The 16,277-nt window shown below is 71.7% G+C and carries 12 protein-coding genes; 3 read left to right on the top strand and 9 right to left on the bottom strand.

Annotation, left to right across the window (positions count from 1 at the left end):
* The first annotated feature begins 72 nt into the window (after positions 1-72).
* On the top strand, positions 73-552 hold the full coding sequence (locus ACFY0D_RS37120; RefSeq protein ID WP_390802300.1) for a hypothetical protein: 480 nt from the start codon (positions 73-75) through the stop codon (positions 550-552).
* Positions 553-576: 24 nt separating this feature from the next.
* On the opposite strand, the gene ACFY0D_RS37115 is transcribed toward ACFY0D_RS37120, so the two are convergent.
* The 9 genes from ACFY0D_RS37115 to ACFY0D_RS37075 form a co-directional block, all read right to left on the bottom strand.
* Positions 577-1,473, bottom strand: coding sequence for a DUF4231 domain-containing protein (locus ACFY0D_RS37115; protein WP_390802299.1), 897 nt, complete (start codon positions 1,471-1,473; stop codon positions 577-579).
* A gap of 84 nt (positions 1,474-1,557) precedes the next feature.
* Positions 1,558-5,556: an FxSxx-COOH system tetratricopeptide repeat protein gene (gene fxsT, locus ACFY0D_RS37110; protein WP_390802298.1), complete on the bottom strand. Its 3,999-nt coding sequence runs from the start codon at positions 5,554-5,556 to the stop codon at positions 1,558-1,560.
* Positions 5,540-6,916 (bottom strand): TIR-like protein FxsC, encoded by a 1,377-nt coding sequence (locus tag ACFY0D_RS37105; protein ID WP_390802297.1) that lies wholly within the window; start codon positions 6,914-6,916, stop codon positions 5,540-5,542. The genes fxsT and ACFY0D_RS37105 overlap by 17 nt, the downstream gene beginning before the upstream one ends.
* A gap of 80 nt (positions 6,917-6,996) precedes the next feature.
* Entirely contained in the window at positions 6,997-7,842 is an 846-nt protein-coding gene (locus ACFY0D_RS37100; protein ID WP_390802296.1) for an aminoglycoside N(3)-acetyltransferase, read from the bottom strand.
* Entirely contained in the window at positions 7,839-10,091 is a 2,253-nt protein-coding gene (fxsBH, locus tag ACFY0D_RS37095) for a radical SAM/SPASM protein FxsBH, inactivated beta-hydroxylase extension form (RefSeq protein WP_390802295.1), read from the bottom strand. The genes ACFY0D_RS37100 and fxsBH overlap by 4 nt, the downstream gene beginning before the upstream one ends.
* A gap of 28 nt (positions 10,092-10,119) precedes the next feature.
* Positions 10,120-10,284 carry an FxSxx-COOH cyclophane-containing RiPP peptide gene (gene fxsA, locus ACFY0D_RS37090; RefSeq protein WP_094744751.1) on the bottom strand — a complete coding sequence of 55 codons (165 nt, stop codon included), beginning with the start codon at positions 10,282-10,284 and terminating at the stop codon, positions 10,120-10,122.
* A 238-nt stretch (positions 10,285-10,522) separates the two neighbouring features.
* Complete coding sequence (locus ACFY0D_RS37085; protein ID WP_390802294.1) at positions 10,523-10,786, bottom strand: hypothetical protein; 264 nt, start codon at positions 10,784-10,786, stop codon at positions 10,523-10,525.
* 148 nt (positions 10,787-10,934) lie between these two features.
* Positions 10,935-11,837, bottom strand: a complete 903-nt coding sequence (locus ACFY0D_RS37080; protein ID WP_301372113.1) for an alpha/beta fold hydrolase — start codon at positions 11,835-11,837, stop codon at positions 10,935-10,937.
* 358 nt (positions 11,838-12,195) lie between these two features.
* Positions 12,196-12,798: a TetR/AcrR family transcriptional regulator gene (locus ACFY0D_RS37075; protein ID WP_390802293.1), complete on the bottom strand. Its 603-nt coding sequence runs from the start codon at positions 12,796-12,798 to the stop codon at positions 12,196-12,198.
* A 143-nt stretch (positions 12,799-12,941) separates the two neighbouring features.
* On the opposite strand from ACFY0D_RS37075, the gene ACFY0D_RS37070 reads away from it, so the two are divergent.
* Positions 12,942-14,333, top strand: a complete 1,392-nt coding sequence (locus ACFY0D_RS37070; protein WP_390802292.1) for a purine-cytosine permease family protein — start codon at positions 12,942-12,944, stop codon at positions 14,331-14,333.
* A gap of 32 nt (positions 14,334-14,365) precedes the next feature.
* Positions 14,366-16,024, top strand: a complete 1,659-nt coding sequence (locus tag ACFY0D_RS37065; RefSeq protein WP_390802291.1) for an amidohydrolase — start codon at positions 14,366-14,368, stop codon at positions 16,022-16,024.
* The last annotated feature ends 253 nt before the right edge of the window (positions 16,025-16,277 follow it).

Here is a 16,277-nt window from a genome sequence, read left to right as displayed (position 1 = left end):
CCCCTGGACGTCCTCCCGCCTTCTGGGAGGATGTTCCAGGCGACCGTGTCCACGGGGGAGGCTGGTTTCTGCATGAAACGAATCGGCGTGACCGGGCACCGAGCCATTCCGGACTCGGTGCTCGGCCATGTGGAGAGCGGACTGCGCGCCGTACTGGGCGGCCACGAAGGACCGCTGGAGGCCTTCTCCAGCCTCGCCGAGGGAGCGGACCAGCTGTTCGCCTCCATCGCCCTCGAACACGGCGCCGACCTCACCGTGGTGATCCCCAGCGGGGACTACGAGGACGCCTTCGAAGGCGCCGAGGCCCTCGCCCGCTACCGGGGCCTCAAGAACCGGGCCGCCCAGGAGATCCGGATGGACTTCGCCCGCTCCACGGACGAGGCCTACTACGCCGCCGGCACCTACATCGCCGACTCCTGCGACCGGCTCGTCGCCGTCTGGGACGGGCAGCCCGCCCGCGGGCACGGCGGCACCGCCGAGATCGTCGCCTACGCGCGATCGCTCGGCAAACCGGTCACCGTCATCTGGTGCGAGGGCGTGACCCGGGACTGAGCCACACCTCCCACCAGCAGCGCCTCAACTGCTGTGCCGAGCCAGCCAGTCCGTGTGCTGCGGCGACACGTACCGCTCCGTCTCGTACACCGACGAAGGCCACTGCGACTCGGTGATGGTCGTCTGCATCACTACCATCATCGCCGCCAGATCCTGCTCGATCAGCGTGTGCGCCTCGATCAGCGGATGGTGGCGGCGCACCTCGTTCCAGGCGATCCCGGCCGCCGCCGCCGCGCTCAGCAGCGCGGTCAGCCTCGGCCCCGGACCCGAACCGAACGACCCCAGCAGCGCGAACAGCAGCGCCAGGCAGGTCAGCAGCACGATCGTCCACGACCACACGCTCGTCGCCCGCCGGGACACCTCCGTGCGCCGCCGGTACCAGTTGCGCTGCTCGATCAGCCGGTCCCGGACGTACGTCTCGCGCCGCGCCTGGTAGTCCATCCCGCGCAGCCGCTGCATCGCGCCGGTGATCTCCCCGCCCTCCGGCACCGTCCCGGCGGCCCGCGGATCCTCCCAGCCCATCTTCCGCAGCTCGGCCAGACCCGCCTCCAGCCGGGTGCGGTACGTCGCCTCGGGCGCGGCGACCTCACTGCCGAACGGCGCCCCGTGCACCGCGTACCGCCAGGCCAGGGACTTGACGAACTCCGCCGCACTGCGGTTGAGCTGCCACTGTGGGCGGGCCCGGCGCCGGGTCGCCCGCATGCCCACGCCCAGCACCCCCACGTACGCGAGCACGCTCAGCAGCCCGAAGAGGTACATCGAGCCCAGCTTCGGCCCGGCGGGCAGCGCGGCCGCCGCCGCGGCCGCGACCAGCAGCAGCAACTGGGCGCGGGTGGCCTGGGTGGACTCCCGCTGCCGGGAGATCGCCGCCTGGTCGGTGTGGTGGAAGAGGGCCGGCAGGTCCTCGTTTCGAAAGGTCATGCTGTCGGTCACAGCGCCCCCCTGCTGTCGGGTGGCGGGCGGCGGGGGCCCCGCGGTCGCGGAGCCCCGCCGCCCGCCGTCGGATCAGACGGCGAGAGGCTCCAGGTCGCGATGGACCCGCCGCTCGTCGCGCGCGTACCGGGTCAGGCTGTGGTCCTCGCCGAGCAGCCGGGTCAGCTCGGACACCGCCTCCGCCCGCAGCCGGGCCGCCTCCTCCTTGCGGCCCATCGAGTCCAGGCTGACCGCCATGTTGGAGCTGCTCGCCAGGGTCTCGGGATGGTGCGCCCCGAGCGCCTCGCGCAGCCGCATCACCGCGAGCCGCTCCAGCTCCAGAGCGCCTTCCGGATCGCCCAGGTCGGCCCGCGTGTTGGCCAGGTTGAGGTGGGCGAAGACGGTGTGCGGGTGGTTGTCGCCGAGGACGTCCCGCATCCCCCGTATCGTCTGGCGCAGCATCGTCTCCGCCGTCTCCGCGGCGCCCGTGCCCCAGTGGAAGACCGCCAGGTTGTTCACGGCCGCCAGGGTGTACGGATGCCGCTCGCCCGGCACCTTCATGTACTCGTCCACCACCTCCTGCGCCAGGTCCCGCGCCCCGCCCGGATCCCCGGTCGCGAACAGGTCCGAGGCCAGGTTGAGCTCGCAGGACAGCAGGTCCGGGTTGACGGAGGTGTACTTGGCCCGGTAGCGGGCCCGGGTGGCCGTGGTCAGCCGGAGGGCGTCCTCCAGCTGGCCCGCCCGGCGCAGCGACACCGCGAGGTTCTTCGCGGCCGACAGGGTGCCGGGGAACGTCCGTCCCAGCGTCCGCTTGTAGGTGTCGTACGTCCGGCTGAGCAACTGCACCGAGTCCTCGTACCGGCCCACCTCGCGCAGGTCGCGGGCCAGGTTCTGCGCGGAGGACAGGGTGTACGGGTGCTCCGGCCCGAGCACCTCCGTGCGCAGGTCGTGCACCTCCTGGTCGATCTCCCGGGCCCTGGTGTACTGACCCACGAGCCGCAGGTTCAGCGCCAGGTTGTTCGCGGCGGCCAGCGTGCGCGGGTGCGCCTCGTGGAAGATCTGGCTGAAGCCCTCGTGCGCGTCGGTCGCCAGCTCCATCGCCTGTCCGTAATAGCCCAGCGCGCCCAGCGTGTTGGCCAGCCCGCTCATGGTCATGTACGTGTGCGGGTGCGAGGGGCCGAGCACCGCCTTCTGCCGCTCCAGCGTGACCTCGTCCAGCTCCTTCGCCTCCACGAACCGGCCCTGCGAGCGCAGGATGTTCGACAGGTGGAAGCGCAGGTACAGGTACTGGAGGTCGTCGTTGCCCAGCATCTCCTTCCAGGCCTCGCGCAGCTCCTCGCCGAGCTGGTAGGCGGCCTTGAAGTCGCCGCGCTTCCAGAGGTAGCGGACCCGGTCGATCAGCAGCCTGCGCGTCTCCGGTTCCTTGCAGTACCGGGCCTCCGACGGGGTGAGGTGCGACCAGATGGTGTTGAACCGCGGCCACGTCTCCGGGTTGTCGATCGGCTCGTCGTCGTCCGGCCGGGCGCCGGCCAGGATCCGGTGGACGGCGTGCCGGGCCTCCCGCTGGTCCTCCTCCGGCATCTGCGACCGGATCACGGCCTGGACCAGCCGGTGCACCTGGATGCTGTTGCTGACCTGGTCGACCTTGGCCAGCGCGAACCGGCCGATCTCCCGGATCACCCGGCCCAGCACCAGCTTCTCCTGGAGCGAGGCGTCGTAGGGCTTGAGGGCGTCGATCATCTCCTTGCTGTAGAGCAGGCTCGCGGAGATCGGCTCGGGAGCCAGGAAGGCGCACAGCTGGAGCAGCCGCACGGCGGCCGGGGAACGGGACTGCAGCCGCTCGATGGAGATGTTCCAGGTGGCGGCCACCGGCTCCGGATATCCGGGCGGCTGGTTCAGGCCCAGGACGCTCGCCGCCTGCTGGGCCAGCTGCTCGATGTACGCGGCCACCGGGGTCGCGGTCTCCGCGATCCAGGCACCCGCCTGCTCGACGGCCAGCGGCAGGTCGCCCACCGCCACCGCCACCTGCTCGGCGTCGTCCTTGCTGAGCCCGGGAGCCCGGCGCTGCAGGTGCTCGATGGACTCCTCCCGCAGGAACACGTCCACCGGCAGCGCGTCACCGTACTGCGACCAGGACTGGTTGCGGGAGGTCACCAGGACATGGCCCGGCCCGCCCGGCGGGAAGAACCGCTTGAGCGTCTCCGGATCGTCCGCGTTGTCGAAGACCAGCAGCCAGCGCGAGGAGGGAACCCCGCGCCGCAGCAGGTCGATCGCCTCCTGGGAGGCGGCCGCCATGTCCTCGCCGGTCTGCGCACCCAGCCGCACCGCCAGCTCCGCGAGGGCCGCGACCACGTCGTCGGTCTGCTCCGAGGAGATCCACCACACCAGGTCGTAGTCGGCCATGAACCGGTGCACGTACTCCAGCGCCACCTGGGTCTTGCCGACCCCGCCGAGCCCGAACAGGGTCTGCGGCTGGGGCAGCACCACGGCCATGCCCCCGCCGAGCTGGTCGCGCATCCGCTCCAGCACGATGCTGCGCCCGGTGAACCCGGGGTTGCGGGGCGGCGCGTTCCAGATCTTCGGGACGGTCCCCGGGAAACGGGGGCCGGGCTGCGAGGCACTGTTGACGCTGTCGGGCAGGGCCATGGGCCGCTCCACCGCACGCAGCAGGGCGGTCGTCGCGTGCACCTCGTCGAGCCGGAACAGGTCCACCGGGTTGCGGTCGATGTACGGCGTGGAGAGCCGTACGTCGCCCACCCTCAGCGGCACCAGCTGGCGCCGGCCCCCGGTCGGATCCTCGGCGGCCGCCCGCTCCCACACGTCCACGGCCCGGGCCGACTTGAGGTAGGCCGTGGAGAGCAGCACCACGGTCCGGGCGGCCGTGTCGATGCTGATGCCCGCGCCCCCGAGGGTGTCCCCGGCGGCCGTGCCCGGTGCCCGCTCGGCCGAGACGTCCTTCGGCACGACCCGGAAACCGGCCCGGGTGAGCACCGACTCGATCCAGTCGGCCCACATCCGGTTCTCGGCGACGTAGGACAGGAACAGGTCGGCGGGCAGCGCCGGACGGCGCCGGGTGAAGGCGTCCCTGATGCGCAGCCGGACCTCCTCGCCGATGACCGGCATGGAGGTGATGTGGCCCTCGGTGACCACGGCGGTGAGCCGTTCGAAGGCGGAGAGCAGGGAGTTGGTGAGCCCGGCCTCGTCTCCGAAGGTGGCCAGGGTCTCCTCGTAGGCGTAGTAGGGGCGGTACGGGATCTCCACCGCACCCCAGTAGGAGGTGAGCTCGTCCCCGACCAGGCCGTTCGGGAAGCGGTCGAACTTGATCCGGGCCAGCGCCCGGCCGGCGTCGGCCTTCTCCTTCTCGCCCTCGTCGATGCGCATCGGGACCGGATAGATCTTGATGCCGCGGTCGTTGAACCGCTCGTCGATCTGGCGGGCGACGGACGCGGCGCCGTCGATGGACTGGTCGGACAGGGTGAAGCAGTCGACGAGGATGTCCGGGAGGTGGACCGTGCAGATGTCGGCGATGTCGGACAGACCGGTGCGGCTGTCGATCAGGACGTAGTCGTAGTTCCGCTTCATGTCGGCGCGTAAGGCGTCGAAGAAGAGCCCGCCGCCGAGCCGGTCGTAGAAGTTGTCCCAGTCGAAGGTGGAGACGGTCGCCGAGTACTCGCGGTTCTGCCGGCCCGCCGAGACGAAGTCCAGGGTGCCGCCGTCCGGGAACTCCCAGCCGTGGGTCTCCGGGGTGAGCGAGACGGCGTGCGGCTGTATCCGCGCGTAGTCCTTGTGCCAGTCGTCGGGCCGCTGCACCGGGCTGGTCGCCGCCCAGGCGTACTCGCTGATCAGGTCGATGACCCCGGTGGTGGCCCCCAGCGTGGAGGGGTCCAGGAAGGGGTGGAAGAAACGGTGCAGGCCGGGCGCCTCCAGGTCCCAGTCCACGGCGAGGACCCGCTTGCCGTTCGCCGCCAGGATCCAGGCGGTGTTGGCCAGCGCCATGGTGCGGCCCGTGCCGCCCTTGTACGAATAGAAGGTGACGATGCGTCCGTCACGGCTGTCGCTGTCGCTGCCGCTGTTGTCACTGCTCGCTGTCATCCGCGTCCCCCCGGTCGGTGTCGTTGTCGTCGTTGTCGTGGAGGCCGGCCCCCGCCGGCCCGGCCCGGTGCCGGTCGGAGTCGGGCGGGAACGGGACACGGGGCGATGGCGGCCCTGGCGGCCCGTTCATCCCCATCGGCCCCAGCAACCGGGGCCGTTCGATGGAGGTGTCGCCCTTCGGCGGATACGGCTGCGCGTGTCTGAGGAACTGCTGGGCGGCGGCCTCGACCACCTGCGGCAGGATCTGGCCGAGGGTCTCCACGTTGGCCACGCCGTTCGCGGCGGCCCGGCAGGCGGCCCGGCCCTGGCTCATCGTCTTGGGCATGGTGCTCTCCAGCCGGTCGGCCAGCTCGGTCTCCTTCGACCGGCTCTGGTGGTCGTACCGGTTCCACGGCACGACCACGTTGACCCAGGGCCGGGGCTCCCGGTCGAAGGCGGCCAGGCGGCGGCGCCGCTGCTCGTCCTCCACCGCCCACCGGTCGACGATCAGGATCTCCGGCCGGGTCGGCAGCTGCTTGCTGTCGAGGTGCCCGGCCTCGTCGTCGAAGGAGGACATGGTGGTCTGGTAGTTGAGGTTCTTGACCAGGTCCTCGGCGACGTAGGCGATGGGCCGCTGGGCGACCGGGTGGTACGGGTTCCACTCCAGCGCGGTGTCCCCGTAGTACTCGGGGGTCCGGCCATCGGGCAGATCGTGCCGGGAGGCGGCGGCCACGGTCACGTGCAGGGTGCGGGCCGGACTGCCGCTGGAGCCGAAGGCACTCGGAACGTTGCGGTAGTCCAGCGGGCGGATGGGGTCCAGGTGGGCGGTCTCGGCGACCTGGACGATGCGCCGGGCGAGCTCGTACACGGCCTGCTCGTACTGCTCGGCGTAACCGCGCAGTTTGATCAGCCCGTACAGGCCGTCGGTGACGTAGCGCTCGCCGAAGGTGTTGTGGTTGAACTGCAACCGCTCGGCAGGTCCCGGGAGTTGCTCCGGCGGCACCGGCACCCATAACGCGGGCACGATGGCCTCGGCCTGTTTGTTGCTGACCGCGCCGTGCTGGACGGCACGCTGCGCGAAGGCGAACCACTCCTTCCCGCACATCTCGCTGGCGAAGTAGCGCGGCGAGAACAGGGGAACGAAGACCCGGCAGTTGGCGAGTGCCCGGGCGAGCCGTTCGGACCAGCCCTCGCCGCTGCGTATCTCCCGGTCCATGAACCCGACGTCGTACCCGGCGCGCAGGTCCGTCAGCGCCATGACATGCCCGCAGAGATCACGGAACAGGCGCTCGACCCACATGTCCGGGTCGGGGCCCCCGGCCCCGAACCTCGGTGTATGTGCGTAACTGAGAAAAAAGTACGGCTCCCCTGATGCGGGCACACGACCCCCGTCCCGAAGATGCGAAGCGAAGAAACATCATTCCGGAGCTGCTTCGCCACATCCCCTCATCGTTCAGTCAATCAGCGTCTGTTTTCGGTCATCCAGTCAAGGGCGTGATCGACGGCCTCCGGGAGGGAGAAGAGCATGGTCGACGCACCTCCCACCCGCCCCCTGCGCACCCGTGAATCCGGGAACGCGTCACCGATCTCCGCGAAATCGCCGTCGTCCAGCGCGACGTCCTCGTATGCGGTCCACTCCCCCTCCTGCCGGTGCCTTTGCGGCCCCGGAAGGTTCACCTTCACCACACACTCGTACATGCGCAAGGGGGGCTTCGGAATTCGGTACTCCGCGAGATGGAAAGCGGTACAGACCGAAAACCCCACATTGATCATGAGTACCTGCCCGCCCTCCCAGCACAGCTTTCCCAGGGGCGACTCTTCCCCCAGATGGCTTTCGAGGCGATGCCCCGAGCACAGCCGCTCCGCGTCCGCCCCGAGGGCCGCGAAGGAAGTCTGCGGGTGGGCGCTGCGCGCGGCGCCCGGCGCGGTGCGGACGGCCTCCGCCAGGGACCCCATGCCCTGGCTCGGGGTGCTCGCCGGGTCGAAGGCGGACATCCGCTCGCGGAAGGCCCGCACCCCGGCCTCGTCCAGACCGCGGATTTGCTCCAGGTGGGCGGTGGAGGTCTTGGAGTTCTCCGGGGTGAACGCAGGGACCACCAGGGTGCCGCGCGGCCCGAGGACGCCCGTCAGGGCGTCGCGCAGCAGCTCCGCGCGCAGCCCGGTCCCGCCGAGGGCGGAGTGCACCATGAGCCGCATGCCGGGGCGGACCCCGGCCAGCCGCAACTGCACGGCGAGCCGGAGCCTGCCGGGCGCGGAGGACGGCGCGGGGGAGGGCGCGGAGGACGGCGCGGGGGAGGGCGCGGTCACGCGTCGACCGTCTTCAGTTCGTAGCGGAGCTCCGCTACCAGGCTCTTCCCGGTGACGGTCAGCTCGGCCGCCTCCGAGAGCTGGTCCAGGGCCCGGTGGATACGGTCCGAGCCGCCCGGTTCGGGCGTGGCCGTGGCCCGCCGGTACGCCTCCACCGCCACCCGCTCGTGCACGTCCGCCAGCAGCCGGGACACCGGTACCGGCCGCTCCCGCCACGGCGAGCGGTGCTGCCACTGGCCGTCCAGCGCGTACAGGTCGGCCACCTCGGTCAGCGCCCGCAGCCTGGTCCGCCGCCGCCCGGTCAGCAGCGCCAGCGCGGTCTCCCGCACCCCCGCCGCGTACGGCACCCCGAGCGCACCCGGCCCGTGCCGCCCGGCCTCGCCCCAGCCGCCCGCCCGCGGGCCGCCCGCGAGCGGCGTCAGCGTGGTCAGCCCGGTGGCCGCCGCCCGGGCGAACTCCGGCACCGCCTTGTGCAGCAGCGCCCACGCCCGGTCCAGCCTGCCCCGCCACTCCTCGGCCTCCCCGGCGCCGAGTCGGAGCCTGGGCGGGCGGGGGAAGCAGTTGCGGTACGGGTCGAGGTCCTCCAGGGCCACCGGGGCCGCGTCCGGCCCGGGCGACCAGGTGCGTACGGGCTGCCAGCGGGCGTCCCCCGCCGTGGGCCCGAAGCGGTGCTCGGTGCGGCCGTCCCGTACGGCGTACCCCTCGGCGGTGACGTGCAGTGCGGCCCGGCCCTCCGTGCCGGGCTCCCCGAGCCGCAGCAGCCCCAGCGTCGGCAGGTACACCTCGCCGTCCCGGTAGGCCACTTCGGCCGGCAGGTCCAGCCCGCCGCGGAGCACGGCGGCGGCAGCCAGCGCGGTCAGCCTGCGCGCCGCCTCCGGGGCGTCCTGCCTGCCGTCGCGGGCGGCGTCCAGGGCCGCCAGTACCCAGGTCCGGGTGAAGGGGTGGTCCAGTACGGCGTCCAGCGCGTCCGGGCCCGCCTCCCCGGCCCCCTCCACGGCGGTCAGCAGCTCCCAGGCGTGCGCCCAGCCGGGGTCCGCGGCGAGGTCCGCGTGCAGCCGGGCCAGCAGGATCCGGGTCAGTTCCTCTTGGGAGCGGGCGAGTTCGGCCGGGTCGGTCAGCTGCGGCGCGGTCTCCCGCGGAGCGGTGCGGCCCTCGACCCCGTCCACGAGCTCGCGCAGGTCGGTGCAGTAGACGGAGGGGTTGTCGAAGCCGTTCCGGTCGCGGTAGCGGTGGGTGTAGAGCCCGCCCCCGCACGAACGTACGACGGGGCACCGGCGGCACGAGTCGCTGACGCCCGCGAGGCCCAGCTGTCGGGCGCGGACCCCGGGATGGGCCGCGACCTGGTCAAACGCGTGGTCGAAGACATTGAAGCCGGTGGCTGCGGCCCCCTCGAAGGCGCTCTTGAGGGAGTCCACCTGTTCCAGGGTGCCGTCGGTCTCGACGACGACGAGGTCGGTGGGCGCGAGGCCGAGCGACTCGGTGAGGCTGGGGCCGCCGCGCAGGGTGGAGAGCAGGGACTCGAAGAGCCGTACGGGCACCGGGCGTCCCAGCCGGTCCCAGTGGTCGAAGATCCGCAGCAGCCAGCGCGCGTAGGCGTCGGGGGCGCCGTCGGGGCGGGCCGGGGGCGTCTCCCACGTGGCGTGGGGGAGCAGGAAGTCCACGCGCGGGGGCTCCAGTTCGACCAGCGCGTCCAGGACGGCGACGGGGTCGTTGGCCACGTCCACGGTGCAGAGCAGGCCCTGGTAGAGGTGGCGGTACGGCTCGGAGCGGAGCAGGGCGACGGCGGCGAGGACCAGCGGGTGGCTCGTACGGCCGTCGGCGAAGCGGCGGTGGCGGTCGTTGGCGGCGCGGTCCCCGTCGAGGGAGATGCCGACCCGGACGCCGTACTCGTCGAAGAGGTCGAGGTAACGGGTGCTGAGCTGGAGTCCGTTGGTGTGGATGCGCAGGTCGAGTTCGGCGATCCCGCTGAGTGCCCGGGTGAACTCCTCGCACACGAGGCGGAGCCGGGCCGGGCCCGCCAACAGGGGTTCCCCTCCATGGAGAATCACCGTGACGGAGGGGAGTGCATGGTCACGGGCATGTTCGGCGAGCCTGGACGCGGTATGCGAAATGACCTCGGGGGAGATCACTTTCGGCCGGGCCCGCCAGCTCTGATCTGCGTGTTCGTAGACGTAGCAATGATCACAAGCAAGATCGCATCTGCTGTGAACTTTCAGGACGATCTCGCGAAATGCGATCAGGCCGGTCATTCCACCAGTCTAGAGCGCGGAGTTCGGGTCAGAGCGCGGAGTTGAAGATCGGTGCCTGAACCGGGCGAGCAGATTCGGCCGGCAGTACGCGACCGAGCGTCGTCGCCGCGGACGCGGTGTGGACGTCGATCTTGCCGAGCGGGACCCGGTGGGCCTTGACCGAGCTGGTCGCGGGGGATGCTGAAGTGTTCACGGCACCGTCCTTGGGGAAGCCATGTGGAATGGACATGTGAATGACAACGGCTACATGCTGCTGTCAAGCAGGGACTTTACTAGGACAGTCCCCCTTGGCAACACGAGACATGACGCCTGGTCAAGACTTCCATGCAATGCGCGGCGGATTTCTCAAGAGGGCGGATTCGGCCGTTTGCCGCAAGGAAAGATCCTTTTCATCGCCGGGGGTCCCGGCGGCGGCCCTGTCCGGACCGGACCTACGCCGGACGCACCCCGCTGACCTGGTGCGATGCGAGAGCGTGTCCCGTCGGCCGGAAGTCCGGCCCGGCCGGGGCGGAACCGCCCCCGCCGAACAGCAGGAAGAGCGCGGTGATCACCGCGGCGGCGGCGCCGATCGCGCCGACGATGTCCCCCTTGGAGGCGGCCCCGGCGGCGGCCCTGGTGTGCTTGTAGACGGCGTAGCCGACGAGGAGCCCGACGGCGAGGATGAGCAGGCCGACGTCGTCGATGTGCAGGGTCATGGGACAGCCTCCACGGCTCATGGGGCCCATCCGTCGAATGGTGGCGGGCCCGGCGGCGTGGACTTTACTGCGAAGAGCTCCGTGGGGAACGGCGCAGTGAATGCTGCCCGTTTGGGTGTGGTTCGAGCGCGTATGGAGTCAACAACCGCTATGCGGGCTGCTGTTCGTTGAGATCCGGCGCCGGGAGGTCGCGCAGCAGCCAGTTCAGCACGTCGGGCAGTGCGCGCAGGGAGGCGAAGTGCGCGGCGGCGGGAACGATGTTGGTCGTGGCCCCGGGGATGCGGCGGGCCAGCCAGCGGGAGTGGCCCACGGGGGAGAACACGTCGAGCTCGCCGTGCCAGATCAGCACCGGACAGCGGATGTCGGCGGGGTCGAAGCCCCAGGGGCGGCTGAAGGCGAGGACGTCGTCGATCCATCCGTACGCCGAATGGCGCAGCCCCTCGCGGTAGTTCCGCAGGAGCATCGACCGCAGGCCGGCGTCCGAGACGATCATGCGGTCGTTGTCGGTCAGCTCCCGGCGCAGTTCGTCCAGCAGTCGGCCGGGGTCCTTGCGGATGCCGTCGGCGCGCGGGATCAGCCGGGCCGCAAGCTCCTCGGGGTCGTCGGTGGCGGTGGTGTACTCCCGTACGTTCGACGCGGCCATCCCGGCGAACCAGTCCAGGTCCTCCGCGTCCCGGGGGGCGAGGCCGACCATTCCCGCGGTCCGGGTGACCCGGTCCGGGAGGAGGGCGGCACAGGCCAGTGCGCCGGCGGCGCCGCCGGAGCGGCCGGCGACCGCGAAGGTGTCCAGTCCGAGGGCGTCGGCGATGGCGGCCACGTCCTGGGCCACGTCGGCGACGGTGCGGCCCACGTGGCGGTCGGAGCCGCCGTAGCCGGGTCTGTCGTACGCGATGAGCTGCATCCGGCGCTGGTAGAGGACCATGCCCCGGGGGGCCGGGCCGAGGCGGCTGCCGGGCATGCCGTGCAGCAGAAAGACGGGTTTACCGTCGGGATCGCCCCAGCGCTCCACGGTCAGAGCGCGCCCGTCCGCTGTGCGCACCTGATTGCGCACGCGCTCCCTCCTTCACGGTCGATGTGAGTCGTCATCGCGATTGTGCGCGCTGGGGGAGGAGTGCGGTAGGGCGCACTTCCGGCGGAATTCTTGTGAATGCCTTCACGAGCCCGTGAAGGCCTTTGTTCCTCTTGCATATGCCCTGGTCAATGGGGTGTGCCGGGGGAGTGAACGGGCGTGAACGGATGCCTGGTCGCCGTGAAAGGCCTTTTCGGTGCGGCGGCTTCCGCTTTTGGCCGTCGAATTGACCCGCCGGGCCGAGTCGGCGGATCGGGTCATCGAGCCGAGTCGGCAGGTCGGGAAAAGGAAGGGGAGTTCCTGACCCGCCGGTGCGGGAAGGGCCGATCGGGCCCTCGCCTCAGATGCGGGGCACGAGCAGGGCCGCCGCCGAGCGGGCCTGCTCCAGGGCGCGGGCGCGGTCCGCGCCGCGCTGGCCCAGGACGACCCGGGTGCTCAGGCCGTCCAGCAGGGCGAGCAGCTCGGAGGCCCGCGCGGGCACGTCCATGGGCGCGAAGCGGCCCTGGTCCACGCCCTTGGCCAGGAGCGCCTCCAGGTCCCGCTGCCAGCTGTCGTCGATCTCCTCCTGGGCGGCCTTCAGCGGCTGGTTGGAGGCGGTGCGGGCCCACAGCTCGATCCACAGCGTCCAGCGCGGGTCGCGGGGACCCTCGGGGAGGTAGAGCTCCAGGAACTGGTCCAGCTTGCGAGCCGCCGTCACCCTGCGGCCCAGCAGCGCCCGGCGCTCCCCGGTGAGCTGCTCCTCGCTCCAGCGCAGGGCCTCCAGCAGGAGCCGGTCCTTGCTGCCGAAGTAGTACAGGATGTGGCCGCCGCTGGTGCCGAGGCGCTCGGCCAGCGCGGACATGGTGAGCGCGGCCAGTCCGTCCTCGGCGATGGCCGCCATGGCCTCTTCCAGCATCCGCTCCTGGGCGATCTGCCCGTCGCGCCGCCGTGCTGCTCCCGCCACCGCTCCCGCTCCCGCCCTCCGGATCTTCCTGGTCCGACCCTATCCCGGACAGGGTCTTGACGGGGTCGAGGTCCAGCCCTCATCTTGAATGTCATTCAAGAAATTAGAACGCCATTCAAGATCGTTCAAGGTCAGGGGTCCTCATGGGGCAGCAGGAGACAGTCGACGTCGACGAGGTGTTCCGGGTCGAAACACACGGGATCGACCCGATTCCGGACGCCGAACGCCACGGCAGCGCCAAGGACCTCTTCTGGCTCTGGTTCGGCTCCAACCTCACCTTCACCTACGTGATCAACGGCGCCCTCGCCGTCGCCTTCGGGCTCTCCTTCTGGCAGGCCACCGCCGTGGTCGTGATCGGCGGACTCTCCTTCTTCGCCATCAGCGCCGCCGGACTCAGCGGCATCCGCACCGGCACCGCCACCCTGGTCATCTCCCGCGCCACCTTCGGGGTGCGCGGCAACTTCCCGGCCGGCGTCCTCAACTGGGTGGTGAGCATCGGCTACACCATCGTCAACACCGTGGTGGGCACCCTCGCGCTGGAAGTCTTCTTCGCCGAGGCCGGCTGGCAGAGCGGCACGGCCGGCCGCGCCGTCGCCCTGCTGGTCACCCTCGCGCTGACCTTCGCCGTCGCCATGTGGGGCCACGCCACCGTGCAGTTCGCCGAACGCTGGATGGCCTACGTCCTCGCCGCCGGCTTCGGCGTCCTGCTCCTCTTCGTCCTGCCCGGCGCCGACACGGCCGCCCCGGCCGTCGCCCCCGGGCTCTCCGGCTGGAGCCTCGCCTTCGTGGTCATGCTCGCCGGACCCTTCTCGTACCTGCCGATGCCCGCCGACTACACCCGCTACCTGCCCCGGACCACCTCGCTGAAGTCCCTCACCTGGATGGGCGCCCTCGGCGGCTTCCTCTCCTCGGTGGCCCTCGGCGTCGCGGGCGTCGCCGCCGCCACCCAGACCGACATGACCGACGCGGTCGCCGGAGCCGAGGGCCTGCTGCCCGGTTGGTTCCAGCCGCTGTTCCTGGCCCTCGTACTCGGCGGCTCGGTCACCAACTCGATCATCACGCTCTACTCCTCCAGCCTGAACCTCCAGGTCCTCGGCATCCCGTGGAGCCGCGCCCGGGCCATCGTCATCAGCGCCGCCGTCACCGCCGCCGGCTCGCTCGCCGCGCTCTTCCTCACCGACTTCACCACCTCCCTCCTCTCCTTCCTCTCCCTGCTGATCATCGTGTTCGCCCCCTGGGGCGGAGTCTTCCTCGCCGACATGCTGCTGCGCCGCTGCCACTACGACGCCGACGCGCTGCACGCCGGGAGCGCGGGTGCCTACTGGTACCGCTCCGGCTACCACCCCGCCGGCATCACCGCCCTGCTCACCGGCATGGCCTTCGCCGCCCTGACCTGCGACTCCGAGCTGTGGACCGGGCCGCTGGTCGCCCCGCTCGGCGGCGCCGACCTCACCCTGCTCGGCTCGGCCGTCTCCGGACTCACCTACTGGGCCCTCACCCGCCGCCGGGTCGCGGCGTACGTCCCGGCCGCCTGAACGACACCGCACACGCAAGGGAGCACCCCCGCATGACACGCCACCCCTTCCCCGCCGACCTGCTGCTCACCGGAGCCCGGATCCACACCGTCGACCCCGACCGGCCCGAGGCCGAGGCCCTCGCCGTCCACGACGGGCGCATCGTCTGGGTCGGCGCGGACGACGCGGCCGCCGCCTGGGCCGGCCCGGACACCGAGCGGATCGACGCGGGCGGCAAGCTCGTCCTGCCCGGCTTCATCGACGCCCACAACCACGTCCGGCTCGGCTCCGACGCGGACTGCGTCCAGCTCGCCGGGGTGCGCACCCTCGAAGGCATCCACGAGCGGATCCTGGCCTGGCGGGCGGCCAACCCGGACGCCGGCTGGATCGAGGCCGAGGCCTTCGACTACTCCGCCATCCCGGGCGGGCGGATGCCGTGCGCCGCAGACCTGGACCCGGTCACCGGGGACACCCCGGCGATCGTGCTCTCGTACGACGTGCACACGGCCTGGCTGAACACGGCGGCCATGCGGCGGCTCGGGGTCTCCCGGGACCACACCGACCTCCCCTTCGGCACGGCGGCGGTGGACCCGGAGACCGGCGAACCCACCGGATTCGTCAAGGACTTCGCCATCAAGGGACTCTCCCGCGACGGCCACCGGGCCCTGCGCGAGCTGGGCGTGCCGTGGGCCTCGCCGGACCGGCAGTACGGGCGGCTCGCCAAGAGCCTCGACGACGCCATCGGCTACGGCATCACCACGGTGGTCGAGCCGCAGAACTCCCTCGACGACCTCGAACTCTTCGAACGGGCCCGCTCCGAAGGGCGGTTGCGCTCGCGGATCGTCGCGGCACTGTTCCACCCGCGCGGCACCGGCGACGCCGACCTGGACGAATTCGCCGACGCGGCGCGGAGGTTCGCCGGGGACCGGCTGCGGGTCGGCCCGCTCAAGCTGTACATCGACGATGTCGTGGAACCGCGTACGGCCGCGCTGCTGGAGCCGTACACCGGATGCGGCGCGCACCGGGGTGAGACCTTCTATCCGGCGGAGGAGTTCGCGGAACTGCTGGCGAAGCTGGACGCCCGCGGCTTCCAGTGCTTCGTGCACGCGACCGGCGACCGGGGCATCCGGACCGTCCTGGACGCGGTGGAGCACGCGCGGACCCTCAACGGCCCGCGCGACGCCCGCCACCAGGTGGTCCACGTGGAGTGCCTGGACCCGGCGGACGTACCGCGCTTCGCGGAGCTCGGCGTGATCGCGTGCATGCAGCCGAGGCACTGCGCGCCGGAGATCGCGGGCCCCGGCCAGGACTGGGCGCAGAACGTGGGCGAGGACCGCTGGCACAAGGCCTGGCCGATGCGGAGCCTGCACGAGGCGGGGGCGGTGCTGGCGTTCTCCAGCGACTGGAACGTGGCGGAGATGGACCCGATGGTCGGCATCTACACGGCGGTGACGCGCCGCCCGCTGTCCGGCGGCGGCCCGGCCTGGCAGCCGGCCGAGACGGTGGACGTGGCGACGGCCGTGTACGGCTACACGATGGGCTCGGCCCACGCCAACTTCCTCGAACAGGATCGCGGTTCCCTCACGGTGGGCAAGGCGGCGGACTTCGTGATCCTGTCCCGGGACATCCTCGCCGTCCCGGCGGACGAGATCCCGGGCACGGTCGCCGAGACGGTCGTGGTGGCGGGCGAGGTGGTCCACCGGGTGGCTTGATCCCCTGCGGTGCCCCTGCGGGGTGCTCGGCGGTGTGGCTTCCCTGCCGGTGCCCCTGCGGGGGGCTTGGCGGTGTGCGGCGGGTCCGGATCCACGCCGGGCTCCGCCGGTGCCCCTGCGGTCGGCTCGGTGGTGTGGCTTCCTCCTGCCGTGGTGGGGCGCCTCAATCGCCGGCGGGGCTGGGTGGTGTGGGGCGGTGCCCCGCACGAGGGTCTCCTCGGCTCGCGCCAGGCGGCCGTGGTTCGGCCAGACG

Source organism: Streptomyces sp. NPDC001502 (assembly GCF_042894785.1).
In the GTDB taxonomy this organism is placed as follows: Bacteria; Actinomycetota; Actinomycetes; order Streptomycetales; family Streptomycetaceae; genus Streptomyces; species Streptomyces kutzneri.
This window is presented reverse-complemented; position numbering and strand designations above follow the sequence as displayed.

Coding starts and splice junctions, on each gene's coding strand:
- ACFY0D_RS37120 (WP_390802300.1), top strand. CDS start 73: ATGAAACGAATCGGCGTGACCGGGCACCGAGCCATTCCGGACTCGGTG.
- ACFY0D_RS37115 (WP_390802299.1), bottom strand. CDS start 1,473: ATGACCTTTCGAAACGAGGACCTGCCGGCCCTCTTCCACCACACCGAC.
- fxsT (WP_390802298.1), bottom strand. CDS start 5,556: ATGACAGCGAGCAGTGACAACAGCGGCAGCGACAGCGACAGCCGTGAC.
- fxsBH (WP_390802295.1), bottom strand. CDS start 10,091: ATGACCGGCCTGATCGCATTTCGCGAGATCGTCCTGAAAGTTCACAGC.
- ACFY0D_RS37085 (WP_390802294.1), bottom strand. CDS start 10,786: ATGACCCTGCACATCGACGACGTCGGCCTGCTCATCCTCGCCGTCGGG.
- ACFY0D_RS37070 (WP_390802292.1), top strand. CDS start 12,942: ATGGGGCAGCAGGAGACAGTCGACGTCGACGAGGTGTTCCGGGTCGAA.
- ACFY0D_RS37065 (WP_390802291.1), top strand. CDS start 14,366: ATGACACGCCACCCCTTCCCCGCCGACCTGCTGCTCACCGGAGCCCGG.